At 72.7% G+C, this 14,734-nt stretch carries 14 protein-coding genes; 2 read left to right on the top strand and 12 right to left on the bottom strand.

Features of this window, described 5'->3' with window-relative positions; all coding sequences use genetic code 11:
- Positions 1-15: 15 nt before the first annotated feature.
- Positions 16-2,289 carry a polysaccharide lyase 8 family protein gene (locus HHX31_RS15325; RefSeq protein ID WP_311931807.1) on the bottom strand — a complete coding sequence of 758 codons (2,274 nt, stop codon included), beginning with the start codon at positions 2,287-2,289 and terminating at the stop codon, positions 16-18.
- Positions 2,290-2,403: 114 nt separating this feature from the next.
- On the opposite strand from HHX31_RS15325, the gene HHX31_RS15330 reads away from it, so the two are divergent.
- On the top strand, positions 2,404-3,210 hold the full coding sequence (locus HHX31_RS15330) for a hypothetical protein (RefSeq protein ID WP_169948955.1): 807 nt from the start codon (positions 2,404-2,406) through the stop codon (positions 3,208-3,210).
- 5 nt (positions 3,211-3,215) lie between these two features.
- On the opposite strand, the gene HHX31_RS15335 is transcribed toward HHX31_RS15330, so the two are convergent.
- From HHX31_RS15335 to HHX31_RS15375, 9 genes are all read right to left on the bottom strand, one after another.
- Positions 3,216-4,220 carry a glycosyltransferase family 2 protein gene (locus HHX31_RS15335; RefSeq protein WP_211589807.1) on the bottom strand — a complete coding sequence of 335 codons (1,005 nt, stop codon included), beginning with the start codon at positions 4,218-4,220 and terminating at the stop codon, positions 3,216-3,218.
- Positions 4,220-5,515, bottom strand: a complete 1,296-nt coding sequence (locus tag HHX31_RS35680) for a glycosyltransferase family 4 protein (RefSeq protein WP_169948956.1) — start codon at positions 5,513-5,515, stop codon at positions 4,220-4,222. Before HHX31_RS35680 ends, HHX31_RS15335 begins: the two co-directional genes overlap by 1 nt.
- On the bottom strand, positions 5,512-6,795 hold the full coding sequence (locus HHX31_RS15345) for an oligosaccharide flippase family protein (RefSeq protein ID WP_311931808.1): 1,284 nt from the start codon (positions 6,793-6,795) through the stop codon (positions 5,512-5,514). The genes HHX31_RS35680 and HHX31_RS15345 overlap by 4 nt, the downstream gene beginning before the upstream one ends.
- Entirely contained in the window at positions 6,783-7,538 is a 756-nt protein-coding gene (locus tag HHX31_RS15350) for an NTP transferase domain-containing protein (RefSeq protein WP_311931809.1), read from the bottom strand. The genes HHX31_RS15345 and HHX31_RS15350 overlap by 13 nt, the downstream gene beginning before the upstream one ends.
- Positions 7,528-8,190 carry an HAD family phosphatase gene (locus HHX31_RS15355; protein ID WP_169948957.1) on the bottom strand — a complete coding sequence of 221 codons (663 nt, stop codon included), beginning with the start codon at positions 8,188-8,190 and terminating at the stop codon, positions 7,528-7,530. The genes HHX31_RS15350 and HHX31_RS15355 overlap by 11 nt, the downstream gene beginning before the upstream one ends.
- On the bottom strand, positions 8,187-9,389 hold the full coding sequence (locus tag HHX31_RS15360; protein ID WP_169948958.1) for a 2-phospho-L-lactate transferase CofD family protein: 1,203 nt from the start codon (positions 9,387-9,389) through the stop codon (positions 8,187-8,189). The genes HHX31_RS15355 and HHX31_RS15360 overlap by 4 nt, the downstream gene beginning before the upstream one ends.
- Positions 9,386-10,180, bottom strand: coding sequence for a glycosyltransferase family 2 protein (locus tag HHX31_RS15365; RefSeq protein ID WP_169948959.1), 795 nt, complete (start codon positions 10,178-10,180; stop codon positions 9,386-9,388). The genes HHX31_RS15360 and HHX31_RS15365 overlap by 4 nt, the downstream gene beginning before the upstream one ends.
- On the bottom strand, positions 10,180-10,902 hold the full coding sequence (locus HHX31_RS15370) for a hypothetical protein (RefSeq protein ID WP_249346029.1): 723 nt from the start codon (positions 10,900-10,902) through the stop codon (positions 10,180-10,182). Before HHX31_RS15370 ends, HHX31_RS15365 begins: the two co-directional genes overlap by 1 nt.
- Positions 10,903-11,467: 565 nt before the next feature.
- On the bottom strand, positions 11,468-11,806 hold the full coding sequence (locus HHX31_RS15375) for a hypothetical protein (protein ID WP_169948960.1): 339 nt from the start codon (positions 11,804-11,806) through the stop codon (positions 11,468-11,470).
- 222 nt (positions 11,807-12,028) lie between these two features.
- Here HHX31_RS15375 and HHX31_RS15380 point away from each other — a divergent pair, with 222 nt between their 5' ends.
- Positions 12,029-12,586 carry a DUF6879 family protein gene (locus HHX31_RS15380; protein WP_169948961.1) on the top strand — a complete coding sequence of 186 codons (558 nt, stop codon included), beginning with the start codon at positions 12,029-12,031 and terminating at the stop codon, positions 12,584-12,586.
- 77 nt (positions 12,587-12,663) lie between these two features.
- On the opposite strand, the gene HHX31_RS15385 is transcribed toward HHX31_RS15380, so the two are convergent.
- Both HHX31_RS15385 and HHX31_RS15390 read right to left on the bottom strand, forming a co-directional pair.
- Complete coding sequence (locus HHX31_RS15385; protein WP_169948962.1) at positions 12,664-13,395, bottom strand: PIG-L deacetylase family protein; 732 nt, start codon at positions 13,393-13,395, stop codon at positions 12,664-12,666.
- A gap of 39 nt (positions 13,396-13,434) precedes the next feature.
- Complete coding sequence (locus tag HHX31_RS15390; RefSeq protein ID WP_169948963.1) at positions 13,435-14,730, bottom strand: MFS transporter; 1,296 nt, start codon at positions 14,728-14,730, stop codon at positions 13,435-13,437.
- Positions 14,731-14,734 lie beyond the last annotated feature (4 nt).

Genomic DNA, 14,734 nt, shown 5'->3' on the forward strand with positions numbered 1-14,734 from the left:
CATGCACGGCGCCGCTCACGCTGTCGAAGCGCCCAGCCGCACGGTCACCGTGCAGGAGGCGCCCTCGTGATCGGCCAGCCCTCCGAAGGTGAGCGCGAGCCCCGCGCCGGTCTCCGCGCGCTCCAGGAGCGGGTGGCCGCGCGTGACCCCGGCCACCGGGCGGTCCCACGTCACGGTCAGCCCGTCGAGCGCCCACCGGGGATCGGCCACCGTCACCGTGGCCGTGCCGTCGCCGAGGTCGCGTACGAGGACCGAGCACGGCTCGGAGGCCGTCAGGCCCCCGGCCCGTCCGCCCGTCCAGAAGTTGGCCGCGGTGAGGCCCGTCGACGCGACCTCGACCCCCTGCACGGCCGAGGTGTTGGCGATCACCCTGACCCGGCCGGGATCGGCGGCGCGCGCGGCGGTCTCGGCCGGGCCCGCCCCCGGCAGGAGGTGGTAGACGTAACCGGCCTCCTCCGGGTCGATGCCGTGGTCCAGCCACAGCGTCACGTAGGCCCGGGTGACCCCCGCGCCGGTGCGCTCCTCGCGCAGCGTGCGCGGAGACTGCCCGGCGGGCACGACATAACCGCCGTGGCCGTCCAGGTGCGCCCATCCGTCGCCGGAGGTGAGCCCGGCGCCGGTCCTGCGGTTGTCCACGACTGTCTCGACCGGCACGCCGTCGCGGCACGTGATGCCCGCGCCCAGGCAGACCACGGCGTCGTCGAGGAAGAACCACGACTTGAACGCCTCAAGCGTGCTCCCCAGGCCGTACAGATGCTGGCCCACGGCGGCGTACGCGCCGTCGGTCGCGCCGCCCACCCACTCCGCCGGCGGGCGGGTGTCTCCCCACTCGCCGCCCGCGCCGTCGCGGAGGCGCAGCGTGGAGACCGTCGTGCCCGGCAGGCGGTACGGGTCCACGGTGGGCCAGAAGGCGTCGGAGTAGTGGTCGCCGTGTCCGCCCGCCCACCAGTAGAGCATTCCCGAGCCGGTGTGCCAGCCGCGCCGGTTCTCGCCGTTGCCGTGCTCGTAGTGCGCGACCCGTGCGGAGGCCATGCTGAGCGCCGCGCACCAGCCGCGCCCGCGGTGAACGGCGCGCGCGCTCGCGGGGAACAGGCGGTGCCCGGCGGGCTCGGCGGCGGCCGGGACGGTCGCGTCGTCGAGCACGGCCGACAGGCGCGCGTGGAACGCGAGGTCACCGCCCTGTGCCGCCGCCCCGAGCATGGGCATGGCGGTGCCGCGCACGGCCCAGCCCTTGACCATGGCCCGCCATCGGGCCCGTTCCGCCGATGGGGCGGTCTCGGCCAGCAGCAGGACAGCGGCGGCGATCTCCCTGCCTCTCCTGTGGTCGCCGAACGACCGCCTGTCTATGCCGCGTCCGCGTACGAGGTCCATGCACGCGCCGTCGTGGACGAAGGGGGCGAACGACAGGTCCACGGCGTCGAGGACGGTCCGCGCGGCCGGGTCGGTGATCTCCCACGGCGTGCCGCGCAGCACCGCGAGCAACGTGGCGAGGCCTGTCAGCAGCACCGCGCCGTACCCGCCCTGGTAGGGGACAGAGCCGTGCTGGATGAACGAGCCGTCCCGATGGAAGCCGTCGCCCTCGGTGACGTAGCGGAAGACCGGGGAGAGCGCGGACGCGGCGAGCGCGGCACGGCCGGGATCCGCGCCGGCGATCGCCCGCAGCAGCGTCACCGTGCAGAGGTCGACCCGGTTCGCCCCGGTGCTGTTGCCCTCGTAGTCGTCCAGGCGGCTCTCCGGGACGAACGTGTCCACGGCCGCGCGGAGCGCCTCGCCCTGCGCGTCGGTGAGGTACGGCGCGGCGAGCACGGCGGCGTCGAGCAGCGCCCTCGGCGTCCCGATCTGCCAATCCCACCAGTTGCCGGTCTGCTCGGCGTCCTCCGCGTACACGTGCCGCGTGTAGTGCCCGATCCCCGTCGCGACCGCCGTGCCGAGTCCTGGCTCGGCGGTGAGCCCGGTGCCCGGCAGCGCGTACGCGCGGGCCATGGCGCGCAGCCGCGCCGGGGTGGCGTCGAGGGAGGGGAAGGGCAGGTCGGGCCAGAGAGAGGTCGCGGTGGGCACCATGGTGTCGCGGTGCCGGCGCGCCTGCGCGCCCAGCCGAGCCAGCCGGGTCCGGTACGGCTCCCGCCCGGGGTCGAACGTCCCCGGATGGCCGAGCGTGATCTCCACCCACCGGCGGCGCAGCGTGGCGAAGGCGTCGCCGTGGGCCTTCCCATCACGGGGAGCGCACGCGGCGGTCAGCGCGGCGAGCCCGCTGAACTGGAGAAATAATCGCCGGGAAGGTCGCCTCACGCGTAGATTATCCGCGCGATCGGCCCCTTTCATCGATCTTCGGCACAACCCTATGGGAGCGCTCCCATCTGCCGTACCTTACAAGTGCCCTGTCACTGGGAAAAGGAGCACGTCGTGCGACGACTGTTATCCGCTGCCTGCCTGGCCCTGCTGCTGCCGCTGACGGCGGCCCCGGCCGCCTCCGCGAACCCCGGCCCGGGTCAGGGGCCGGGTCAGGGGCCAGGACACGGGCCGGGAACCTGCGCGAAGGGCGGCACGCTGTTCTGCGAGGACTTCCAGTCGCTGCCGGTCGGCGGCGCGGCCAGCCTCCGGTGGGGCGTCGACACCAAGCACGGCACGGTCACCGTGGAGCACGCGGAGCGCGGGCAGAAGGTGCTGCGCGTGCACACCGAGGGCAACGGGCGGGCGTTCCTCAAGGTGGACGACTTCGCCCCGCCAGGCAACGGCTTCTACGGCCGCATGCGGCTGCGCGTGAAGGCGTTCCCCACCGCGCCCGACTGGGCCCACTACACGCTGGTCGAGGCCACCGGCGCGGGCCCGGAGATCGTCCGGCCGCTCGGCGGGCAGTACGTCCCCACGCTGGGCAAGGCCCTGTGGGGAGTCGGCGCGGACGGCGGCCCCACCGGCGACTGGACCAACTGGCGCGAGTCGGCCCCCTCCCGGGCCGGGGTGTGGCAGTGCGTCGAGTGGCGGATGGACCCCGCCGACAACAAGATCTCTGTCTGGTTCGACGGCGTGGCCCAGCCCGACCTCACCGTCTCCACCCGCGACCACGGCGGCAACGACGTCGACTTCGTCTTCCCCAAGTTCGACACCGTCAAGATCGGCTGGCAGCTCTACCAGGGGAACCCCTCACCCGCGGCGTACGACCTGTGGCTGGACGACATCGCCCTGAGCACCGGCCGCGTCGGCTGCGCCTGAGCGTCTCACGCGGTCTCGGCGCGGCTCTCCCTCTGGCCGGTCAGCAGGCGTAGCGAACCGGCCGCGAGGCCGGTGACGAGCACCACGTGAACGGCCAGGTGGACGGTCATGAAGTACGCCGCGAAGAGCAGCCCCCGCTGCCGCCGGACGAAGCCGACCAACTCCGGATCGGCGAGGACGAACCCGGCGACGAACACGGCGGGAACGGCCGGCAGGAGGGGGTGGAACAGCCCGAACGGCACGCTCAGCAGCACCAGGCCCAGGCTCGCCAGGGCGAGGGCGCAGGAGAGGATGCCGGCCGGGCTGTTGGCGTGCTCGGGCTTGGCCGCGCCGCGCCGGGTGGTGGTCAGCGCGAGCGGGATCAGCGGCAGGGCCCGCCGCCACTGCTCGGTCAGGATCGGCAGCAGGCGGCTGCCGTCGTCGTGGCGGCCTACGACCGTGTCGGTCAGCACGATCCGGCTGCGTACGGCGAGCCTGCTGCTGTATTCCACGTCCTCGCAGTCGCGCAGCCGCTCGTCGAACCTGCCCGCGGCGAGCATCACGTCGCGGCGGATGGCCGCGAGGGCGAACACGACGCTGTTGACCTCGCCGAGGTGGCGGCGGCGCCAGTGCACGGCGTGCAGGATGCGATACCACTCGACAGGACCGTCGTCGATGAGCGGCACGGTGTCGTAGACGCCGTGGACGCAGCCGACCTCGGGGTCGTGCTCCAGGATCTCCGCCGCCTTCGCGACGGCGTCGGGCCGCAGTGCCACGTCGGAGTCGAGGAAGAAGATCAGGTCACCCTTGGTGGCGTCGATCCCCGCGTTCCTGGCGGCCGACACGCCCCGGTTCTCCGGCAGGCGGACGACCCGGCATCCCAGCTCCTCGGCGATCTCCACCGAGCCGTCGGTGCTCGCGTCGTCGACCACGACGATCTCGTCGGGCAGGCGTGTCTGCGCCAGCACCGACTCCAGGCACAACCGCAGCGTCTTGGCGGCGTTGTAGCACGGCACCACCAGCGAGATCATCACGTCGTCTCCGTCCCCGCAGCTGTCGCTGTCGCTGTCGCCTTTGCCGCGAGCACCTCCGCGTAGACGGCGTGCGTCTCCTCCGCGGCCCGGCTCCAGCTCAGCGTCTCCCGCACCAGCCGCTCGCCCCGCTCGGCGAGCGCCCCGCGCAGGTCCGCGTCCGTCATGACCTCGATCACCCCGTCGGCGATGTCGCCGGGGTCGGCCGCCCGCACGAACCGCACGGCGGGCTCCTCCGGGTCGCCGAGGAAGATCCGGGAGAAGCCGTCGCCCAGGATCACCGGCCTGGCCAGGGCCATCGCCTCGGTCGCCACCAGCCCGAACGGCTCGAAGAGCGAGGGGAAGACGCAGGCGTCGGCCATCGCGTAGTACTCCAGCAGCGCCTGCCCCGACACGAAACCGCCGGAGGTGAGGATCCGGTCACCGAGGCCCGACTCGGCGGCGATCCGCGCCACACCGGCCTCGTCGCCCTCCCCCACGATCACCAGGCGTACGCCGGGCACCGCCGCGCTGACGCGGGGCATGGCCTCGAGCAGCGGGTAGATCCCCTTCTGCCGCTCGATCCGCCCGACGAACAGCAGCACCCTGTCGCTCTCGGCCAGGCCGAGCCTGGCCCGCAGGTCCGCCGCGCCGAGGCGCAGCTTCCCGAGGTCGAACGCGGGGTCGGCGACCACCTGCTCGTACGTGCCGCCCAGGCGGACGACGTCGATCGGCGAACGGTCCCAGCCCGCCGTCAGCAGTTGCTCACGCACCTCGGGGGTGGCGACCACGACCCGCCGGGAGATCCGCGCCAGCCACCGCTCCAGCGCGGCGAACAGGTTGAGCGGGTCGGCGATGCTGCGCTGCGGTGCGACGCCGTACTCGGTGGTGTGGACGTGGAACACGACAGGAAGGCGCAGCAAATAGTGGCACAGCAGGCCGCACAGGAAGTTCGTCGAGTCGTGGACGGCGACGAGGTCGGGCCGCCGGTCGGGGCGCAGCCGCCGCAGGAGCAGGAAGTAGCGCCAGTTGCTCACCACGACGGTCAGCGCGAGCAGGAGGAACTCCACCCCCCGGGTGCGGTTGAGCCGCCTGCGGCGGGCGATCGCGCCGAGCAGCCACCCGAGCAGCCGCCCGCGCGGGCGGCACACCGTGATGCCGCCGGTCCTCTCCCACACCGGCAGGCGGCCGTCGTTCACCGTGAATACCGCCATCTCCTGGCGCCGGGCCAGGTGTGGGGCGATCAGCTCGGCGTACCGGCCGAGCCCCGCCGTGATGTTGGGCGGGAACTGGTTGATGACGTGGGCGATCCTCACCCGGATACCTCCGATGCGCCGGCCGGCCGGTAGAGCCGGGTGGAGACGGCCGTCACGACGGCCACGAGGACGAGATTGCTGAGAGCGAAGGCCACCAGGCCGCCGACCAGTCCCTGCCAGGCGATGAGCGCCGCCTGGCAGGCGAGCGCGAGCGGGGTGCCGGCCAGCAGGCAGCCGATGAGCACCCTGGCGCCCCGCACGCCGTCCATGGTCAGCGCGACCTGCTGGAGGTTGAAGACCGTGTGCGCGCCGATCCCGAGCGCCGACAGCGCCATCAGGCCCAGCGAGTACGGATACTCGTCCCCCATGACCAGGAAGAACACCGTGCTCGCCGCGAACGCGAACACGGCGGTCGCCGCGAACACGGCCGGAGCGAGCCTGGCGATGCGCCGCATCACGGCGGGCTTGTCGGACGTCGCCAGCATGGGCAGCAGCACCAGGCCGACGCCGTCGGTGAACACCACGCCGAGCAGCCGTTTGGGGAAGCCGTTGTAGAGCGAGTAGACGCCGACGTCGGCCCTGGACGCCCAGTGGTTGAGGAAGATGACGTCGATCCCGAACACCACCGCCGTGAGCGCGCCGATGACGGTGACGTACGCGCCGTGCCGGTAGATCGAGCGGGCCAGCGCCCGCGACCAGGCCCGTGGCACGACCTCGAACCCGGCGAAGGAGACCAGGGCGAAGACCACGTTGGTGGCGATCAGCGCGACCAGGTAGGGCTCGGCGTCCCGCACGCCGAGGACCAGCAGGAAGAACGCGGCCCCGCCCAGATAGGCGACGGCGACGGCGAGCTTGAGCCCGGCGACGAGGCGGAACCTCTTCAGCCCGCGCAGGAAGCTCTCGGTGAGCTGGTTGAGCGTCATCGACAGCGCCAGCGCGAGCGCGAAGGCCAGCGTGCGGGTGTCCACGCCGAGCGCGCCGGTCAGCAGCGGAGCGGCCAGCATCCCCGCGGCGAACACCGCCGCGCCCAGCGCGAGCGTGCACAGCAGCGCCGTCGTCACCAGTTCCGTTCTCAGCCGGTCCGGACGCGGCGCCGACTCGGCCCGCGGCAGTTCCTGGAACATGACGGAGTTGAGGCTGGTCAGCATGACGACCGTGACGATCAGCGCGATCGTGAGGACGACGGTGAAGTGGCCGAACGCCGCGGCGCCGATGCCCCTCGCGATGACGAGCGTGGTGGCGGCGGCCGTGCCGCTGGCCACGGTGCTCACCAGCGTGGGCCCGGCCGCCCAGCGGTGGGCGGCCAGGAGCCCGGCCGCCCGGTCGGTCAGCGCGCCCACCGCAGGTATGCCCGCCGCGCGAACGCGAGGTCGCCGGCCGTGTTGACGCCACGCGCCTCGTCGGGGTCGGTCACCGGCACCACCGTCAGCGGCCAGGCGCGCTCCCGCGACAGGTAGGGCAGGAACGGCAGGAAGTTGACCTCTCCCGTACGCGCGCCGACGGCCGCCTCGTCCAGGTAGCGCGTCCACGCCTCGTGGAGCCCATCGGTGCTCAGGCAGAACACGCCCACGTCGCTGAGCCCGCCCGGGCGGCACTCGTCGCCCTCCCGCGACTGGCGCACGCGCAGCAGCGTCCCGTCGTCGTCCAGTTCGTACTCCACGTACGGATCGGGCATCGGCACCAGCGGGATCGTGAGCCCCTTTTCGTGCGCCTCGACGACACGGCCGGCCGTCTCCGGGGACAGGCCCGCCTGGTCGCCCCAGACGACGAGGATCGCGTCGTAGGCGTCCCAGTGCGGGGCGGCTCCGAAGATCGCGCCGCCCATGCCGGTGGGCCTGTCCTGGACGCTCACCGAGACCTCGCCGCTCGCGATCCGCCCGGCCGCGAGCGCGCGGAACGGCCCCTCGCCCTCGGGCGACATGACGACGTGGATGTGCTCGGCGAGCGGCCGCAGCCGCTGGTAGAGCACGTCCCACACGGTGACGTTTTCCGCGATCTCCACCATGATCTTGGGGATGCCGAGGCCGAGGCGGGTTCCCCGCCCGGCCGCCGGGATCACCGCGCACACGCGTTCAGCCGGCACCGCACACCTCCGGGTCGAGGAGAGAAACGAGCTTTTCCAGGTCGCGGACCGCGACCGCCCCGGGCGCGGGCTCCGCGACGTGGACGTGCAGGGTCCGCAGGCCCGCGCCGACCGCCGACGCCACTCCGTGCGCGGAGTCCTCCAGCACCACCACCGCGCCGGGGTCGAGGCCCCAGTGGTCGCACGCGTACGCGTAGAACGCCGGATCGGGCTTGCTCGCCGGGACGTCGTCGCTGGTGAGGACGCCACGGAAGTAGGCGTCCAGCGCGCTCCCCGCGAGCACCCGCTCGACCGACGCCCGGCTGCCGCTGGTGACGAGGTAGGCGTCGCGGCCGCCCTCCGCCAGCCGGCCGAGCAGCCGCCGCGCCCCGGGGAACACGGCCACCGCGCCGGCCCGCTCGCGGTAGAGCCGCTGCTTCAGCCGGGCCAGCCGGGCCGCCTCCCCGGTGTCGCCCAGCAGGCGCACCGCCACCTCGCGGGTGCTCGCGCCCGCGTGGTCGGCGTACCGGAAGGAGGCCAGCAGGCCGGGCGCGACCTCGGCGATGGCCTGCCGGAAGGCGGTCTCGTGGGCGGGACAGGAGTCCACGAGGGTGCCGTCGAGGTCGAACAGCCAGACGCGCCTGGCACACGCGTCCGCGAGGGCAGCCGTCATCGGACCCGCGCCAGGGCCGCCTCGTCGCGGATGGCGAGCAGGGCCCCGGCCGTACGCTCCGCGTCGTGCACGCGGTCGTGGTGTGCCAGGTCGGCGGTGACCCAGCGGGCTCCCGCCCACTCCCCTCTGGCGAGGATCTCCTCCGGCACCGCGGGGGCGTCCGGGCCCGGCGTGCGATGGCTGAGCACGTGGGTCACCGTCCGCCGCTCGTTGCGGGGGTCGTCGAGGTAGGCCAGCGTGCGGTCCACGAGTTCCGGCGCGCTCAGCCCCCGGATGTCGTGGTCCTCACGGGTGTTGACGACGAACACCTTGGCCGCCGCCCTGCTCCCCGCGACGGCGTCCGCGACGCCCGGCGTGAGATAGCTCGGCAGCAGCGAGGAGTGCGGGGTGCCCGGGCCGTAGACGACGAGGTCGGCGTCGCGGATCGCCTGGAGCGCCCGCGGGTTCGGCGTCACCTCGGCGCGCTCGCGGCCCAGGACGCGCCTGGTCCACCCGGGCGGCAGCGATTCGAGCTCGGCCCGCCGCCGCGCGCCGAGCGGCTCGCGCAGCAGGAACAGGTCGGTGATCACGCCCGGGTCCTGTGGGGCGACGATGTCGGCCTCGTCGGCCAGCAGGCGGCCGTCTCCCCGAAGCGCGGTCAGGTAGGCGTTCTCCCCGTTGGTCACGTTGAGCAGCCGTACGGGCGAGCCGAACGTGCGGACGCAGGCGTCGACGGCCGCGTTGAAGTCCCGCCCGAGCCGCAGGTAGGCCCCGGCGAACACGAGGTTGCCGAGCGCGCATTCGGCGAGGTCGAGCCCGTGCGGGTGGTTGGCGAGATGCCGGGCGAACACCCGAAGGTCCGCCGTGACGGCCTCGCGGGCCGCCTCCGGCAGCGCGGCGAACGGCCCGCGCCGCAGGGCGATCTCCTCGACGACGGCGGTGAGCCCCGCGGGCGTGGTCCCGCCGGGCAGGCGGTGTTCGATGAGGCCCGCCAGCGCGGCCTGCGCCGGGTCGGCGGGGTCGAGGTGCAGCAGGAGGTTCTTGCGGAAGTCCGACGGCCCGAGCATCTCCGGCAGATAACGGCGCAGCGCGCCGGTGGACAGGCCGTTGTCGTACCCGTTGATGACCAGCGACAGACCGACGCCGGGGGTGACCAGCATGCCCCTGGTGATGCTGGCCGCCCCCCGTCCGCCGCAGAACATCGTCACCGCGACGTTCATCGGACCTCCTCGGCGACCGCCTCGGCGGTCGCGGCGGTCTCGTACGGCTCCGGCGTGGTCCTGCGCAGGACGCCCCGGCGCAGCAGCCAGTGGCGCAGGCCGAGATAGGCGACGAACAGGGCCCGGTCGCGGGCGCCGCGCCAGAAGCGCCAGCCCCGGCTGCCGCCGCCGCGCTCCCGGTGCTCGATGGGCACCTCCACCCACTCGTGCCCGAGTTCGGCGACCCGCGCGGTGATCTCGGTCGAGCAGTTCATCCCGCCCGACTCCAGCGGCAGCGCGCGGAAGAGCGGGCCCCACACCACCTTGAAGATCGAGTTGAAGTCGCGGTAGCGCGTCCCGAGGAGCAGGTTGCCGACGGCGCCGCTGGCCGCCGATCCCCACCGGTACGCCAGGCCGTCGGCCTTCCTGATCCGGGCTCCGGAGAACGCCAGCCCCTCCCCCGCCCGCAGACCCGGCAGGACGCGGTCGAGGTTGGCGATCGGGAACTGGCCGTCGGAGTCCAGCAGCACCACCCAGTCGAGCCGGGTGTGGGCGATCGCGGCGGCGATGGCCGCGCCCGCGCCGCGGTTGCGTTCGAACGTCACCACGACGAGCCTCGGGCACCGGGCCCGCAGCGCCGCCAGGATCTCGCCGGTCCCGTCACTGCTCCCGTCGTCGCAGACGACGATCTCCCACTCGCCCACGGCCGGGTTGCCGTCCAGGTAGTCCTGCCACTCGCGCACCACCGCCGCGATGGTTTCCGCCTCGTTGTACGCGGGCGCGGCGACGGAGACGTTCACGACCGGGCTCATCAGCGGTCACCGGAGCCGTCGCCGGCGCCCAGCAGGCGGCCGATCCAGCGGTCCAGGGGGAGCAGGTTGACCCCCACAACGAGCGGGACGTGGACGAGCGCGAACACGATCGTCGCGCCGAACGAGATCGGTCCTCCCGTGAACAGGTTGATGTGCGGCGCGTCGATGACCTCGGGGATGCCGACGGGGTTGACGACGAACCACATCAGGTCGAGGAAGCCCGAGAAGACGATGATGATCCCGCTCGCCATGATCTTCAGGCATCGGCCGGGGGAGCCCCCGCCGATGCGGTAGGCGGCGGCCACCGTGAGCACGATGCCCGGGTAGAGCAGCAGGTAGAGGTGCGTGTAGAAGCTGTCGCCCTGGGCCCGCGCGCCGTCTCCGTAGTAGAACCAGCTGATGCGCGGGACGAGATAGCCGGTGAAGAAGACGAACGGGATGTAGAGCAGCCAGTTCAGCCGGGGCGACACCCACGGGAACACCGAGATCGCCACGCACAGGCAGGCGAACGCGAACAGCTTGGCCACCAGTTCCCAGGGGGATCCGATCTCCCTGGTGTGTGGCGTGGCCAGCCACACGAAGGCGAAGCCCGCGGCCCCCACCACCAGAGCGATCCACCACAGGTGGGTCGCCCAGGAGCGGGAGCCGGCGCGGACCACGTCCACGGGAACGTGTCCGTCGATATGCGGGCCGGACGGAGGACTCTTGCCGAATGCCGTCATGAAGACGCGGCACCTTCCTTCTGACGTGCCCCATGGGCAGGCGTGCCGGATGGCGCTGCGGAGATAGCAGCCAACGCGCGGGAGCGCTCCCACGACATTATGGCACTAGATCCGGAATTGCTTCCGCAATGGCAAATATTGCGCGATAAATATCACCATTCGGGACATATTCGCTGGTCAGAGGCAGTGCGTGGTGGCGAAATTGTACTCGCAAGTAGCTTAATATTGGACTATTTTCCCCATGTTGCGGTCACCGTCAATATTGTTTGCGGACTCACGTCAATATAGGCGCCCGCTTTTCGGTCCGTCCGGAAAGCGGGGTTACCACCAGCCCGGGAGTCGTGACCGGCGGCGCGGGCGATCCCTGCGGCCGCCGGGGAGAGGGCACGACTGAACGTCTGGCGGAACCTGGTCGCCGCCCCGTTAACCGGTTGATCTGTTCGGCCGACTGACGAGCTGGATTCGGAAGGAGCGCACGTATGAGCCACCCCCCGGCGGGCCTGTCACCGGCGCCCTGCCGGCAGGCCGGTGCGTCGTGGTGCGGAGCGCGCGCTGGAACGGGCCCTCAGCGGGTCACCGGAACCCGGCCGGCCTCCGCCGTCCCCTGCCGTGTGTCCTGTCGCGTCTCCTGCCGTGTGTCCCCCGGCTGCCCGGGGCGCGGCACGCCGGGCGCCTGCTCCCGCTCGTCCCGCTGCTCCCGCGCGGGCCGGCCCTCGACCTGCCGGATCTCCTTCTCCAGGTCCTCCGCGGACGGCGCCTCGATCAGACGCGGCACGATGGCCTCCGACACCCGGGGAACGGCCCAGAAGCGTCCGGTGCGCTCGCCGTACCAGACCATCCAGCCGGGCACCCTGCCCGACAGCGCCCGCGCGGCGTTCCTGGCCGCGGTCATATCGTCCGCCATGCCGATCCTCCCGTTCGCCCGACTACCGGGAACGGGCCCTCTACCCGTACGGGCACGAGTCAAGCAGCCTGCCGCCCGCACGCGCAGGGCGATCGGCGAGTGCGGCAACCTACGAGAAGACCCCCAGGTCCCGGGCGGTGATGATGAGGGTTCACGAGCAGGCTGTCCAGGCTCGGCCATCCGGACCAGCGGACGGCCGGGCTCGTCCACGGAGGTCAACCCATGTCGAACGTTCCCCCGTTCGCGGAACTCATCGCCGCCACCGAGTTCTCCGCGATCCACCTTGAGATGCGGGACGTCTACACCCCCAAGGGCCCGGTGTACACCGACTGGAAGGCCGGGATCCCGATCGAGTACGACCGGCACGGCGACTGGGTCCGCCTCGTCGGCGAGACGGTCGGCCGCGGTGTGGACTGGCGGCGCGCCCGCATCATCTCCGAGCCGGTGACGGACTTCATCGTCTACGAGCACGAGACCACGACCATCGTCAACGTCCCCGCCGGCGAGAAGGTCCGCTGGCTGCCCCGCCGGCTGGCCAGCGACCTGTTCCTGCCCGGAAATGACTTCTGGGTGTTCGACAACCGCCTCGTCCGCTTCACCCACTTCCACGGCGACGGCACGTACGGACCGCACGAGCTGAGCGACGACCCGGAGCTGGTGCGCAGGTGCGTCGAGGCGTTCGAGGCCGTGTGGGCGCGCGCCGTCGACCACGCCGACTACGTGCCCGTCGTGAAGGAGGACGAGCCGGTCGCCTGTTCCAACCCGGCCGCCGCCGCCTGACTTCCGTGACACGCGAACGGCCCCGGTGATGTCTCGGTGATGTCTCCCGGGGCCGTTCGCGTGCCCGGCCGGGGGGGTCAGATGCCGATGACCTCGAAGGCGATGGCGGGAACGCCGCCGAACCGCTCGCCGAACCTGCGCACCTTCTGCTCAAGGAAGCCGCGCGCGTCCGCCATCGGGTGGTCGGGCGGGAGGGCGGGCAGGTACGACCGGTGCGCCTCCAGCGCGGCGACGCCCTTCTCGAACGACGACGACACGTCGACCGCGTGCTTGGCGTACGGGGATCCGCCCACGGCGGCGAAGCGCACGCCGCCCCACGGTTCCAGCCCCCGCTCGGCCAGTTCGGGGAAGATCCAGCGGTTGCCCGCGTCGCCCGCGGCGTCGAGCAGCGCCCTGCCCACGTTGCGGTGGTCGGGCGAGTTCCAGTCGCCGCCGCGCCACCGCTCGTGGAAGTTCAGGGTGACCACGATGTCGGGGCGCTGCTCGCGGATGGCGGCGGCGATGTCGCGGCGCAGCGGCAGGCCGTACTCGATGACGCCGTCCTGGTAGTCGAGGAACCGGATGTCGGTGACCCCCACGAGCGCGGCGGCCTCGATCTGCTCGGCCTCGCGCAGCCGGCCGGCCTCGGCGGGAGGCAGCGCGTCGATGCCCGCCTGGCCCCGCGACACCATCAGATAGGAGACCTGTTTGCCCGCGGCCGTCCAGGCGGCGACCGCCAGGGCGGGCCCGTACTCGAGGTCGTCGGGGTGGGCCACGACCGCCAGCGCGCGCTGCCAGTCGTCCGGCATGGGGGCGTACGGCTCAGCCATCGTTCACCTGCGTCTCGTCGGGGGTCGTGGGGAAGGCGCTCAGGAGACGGCGAAGCGCGGGCGGGTGCGCTCTGCCCACCGGACGGCCGGGCCGCTCAGGGCGAGTCCGACGGCGAACACCACGGCGAGCATCGCCCAGCCGCCGAGGCCGAACCGCTCCGGCAGCAGCGTCACCAGCGTCGGGCCGGCGATCGCGGCCAGCGCGTCCCCCGAGGAGAACATCCCGCCGTACTGCCCCTGCGCGTTGTCGGGCGCGAGTTCGTAGCGCAGGCCCCAGCGCGCGCCCTCGCCCCAGATCTCGCCCATCGTGAAGACCGCCATCGCCACCACCATGATCAGCGTGGCGACCAGCGGAGACACTCCGGAGGCCAGGCCCGTGACGACGCACGCGATGGCGAGGCTGAGGAACGTCAGCCGCTGCAGGCGCGCGGCCCCGCGCACGGTGTCGGCGTCGCGGGCCGCCCTGACCTGCAGGAGCACGACCATGACGGTGTTGATGGCCATGAGCCAGGCGGCCAGCGCACGCGGCGCCTCCGTCTGCGTGACCAGCCAGATCGGCAGGCCGACCGCGGCGACCGTCGGCCCGAGCCTCGCGATGCCCGCCACCTGGGCGACCGCCAGGTAGGGCCAGTCGCGCAGGGCGAGCCAGCCGCCGCCATCGGCCTTCCTGCCCGCCTCGCGGGTGCCGGGCACCCGGGGCAGCCGCAGATAGAGGACCACGGCCAGGACCATGGCGGCCGCGTTGCCCAGCATCAGCGACAGGTACGCCTCGTGCGTGTCGATGGCGATGACGACGCCCGCCCCCAGCACGCCCAGCGTGAACCCCGCGTTGAACACCGAGCGCAGGTACGCCGAGAGTTTGACCCTGCCCTCACGGCCCATCAGGCCGGAGATCAGCGCCCCTCTCGCCACCTGGCCGCCGCCGTCGGCCACGCCGAGCAGGCCGACCGCGAGCAGGTAGGCGGGGAACGACGAGACGAGCGTCACCGCGCACAGCGCCAGGGCCTTGGCCAGCACCAGGGCGATCGTGACCTCGCGCGGCCCGAACCGGTCGGCCAGCCAGCCGAGCGGCACGTTCAGCGGCAGGCTGATCAGGCCGACGAGAGACAGGCCTAGGCCCACCTGCGCGGACGACAGCCCGACCTCGCGGATGAAGTAGACCGCCGACCCCGAGAGGTAGAGGCCGTTCCCGATGCTCGACACGGCCGAGCACAGCACGAGCATACGGCCCGGTCCCGGCGGCGGGAGCATCCGCGTGATCAGGCGCTTCAGGGACGACGGCGGGCCGTCGGCCGTCTCCTGTCCTGTCTGCTCGTTCTGCTCGGTGACAGTCAAGGCC

This window comes from Microbispora sp. H11081 (assembly GCF_012999535.1).
GTDB lineage: Bacteria > Actinomycetota > Actinomycetes > Streptosporangiales > Streptosporangiaceae > Microbispora.

Coding starts and splice junctions, on each gene's coding strand:
- HHX31_RS15355 (WP_169948957.1), bottom strand. CDS start 8,190: ATGACGGCTGCCCTCGCGGACGCGTGTGCCAGGCGCGTCTGGCTGTTC.
- HHX31_RS15370 (WP_249346029.1), bottom strand. CDS start 10,902: ATGACGGCATTCGGCAAGAGTCCTCCGTCCGGCCCGCATATCGACGGA.
- HHX31_RS15380 (WP_169948961.1), top strand. CDS start 12,029: ATGTCGAACGTTCCCCCGTTCGCGGAACTCATCGCCGCCACCGAGTTC.
- HHX31_RS15335 (WP_211589807.1), bottom strand. CDS start 4,220: ATGATCTCGCTGGTGGTGCCGTGCTACAACGCCGCCAAGACGCTGCGG.
- HHX31_RS15385 (WP_169948962.1), bottom strand. CDS start 13,395: ATGGCTGAGCCGTACGCCCCCATGCCGGACGACTGGCAGCGCGCGCTG.
- HHX31_RS15360 (WP_169948958.1), bottom strand. CDS start 9,389: ATGAACGTCGCGGTGACGATGTTCTGCGGCGGACGGGGGGCGGCCAGC.
- HHX31_RS15375 (WP_169948960.1), bottom strand. CDS start 11,806: ATGGCGGACGATATGACCGCGGCCAGGAACGCCGCGCGGGCGCTGTCG.
- HHX31_RS15365 (WP_169948959.1), bottom strand. CDS start 10,180: ATGAGCCCGGTCGTGAACGTCTCCGTCGCCGCGCCCGCGTACAACGAG.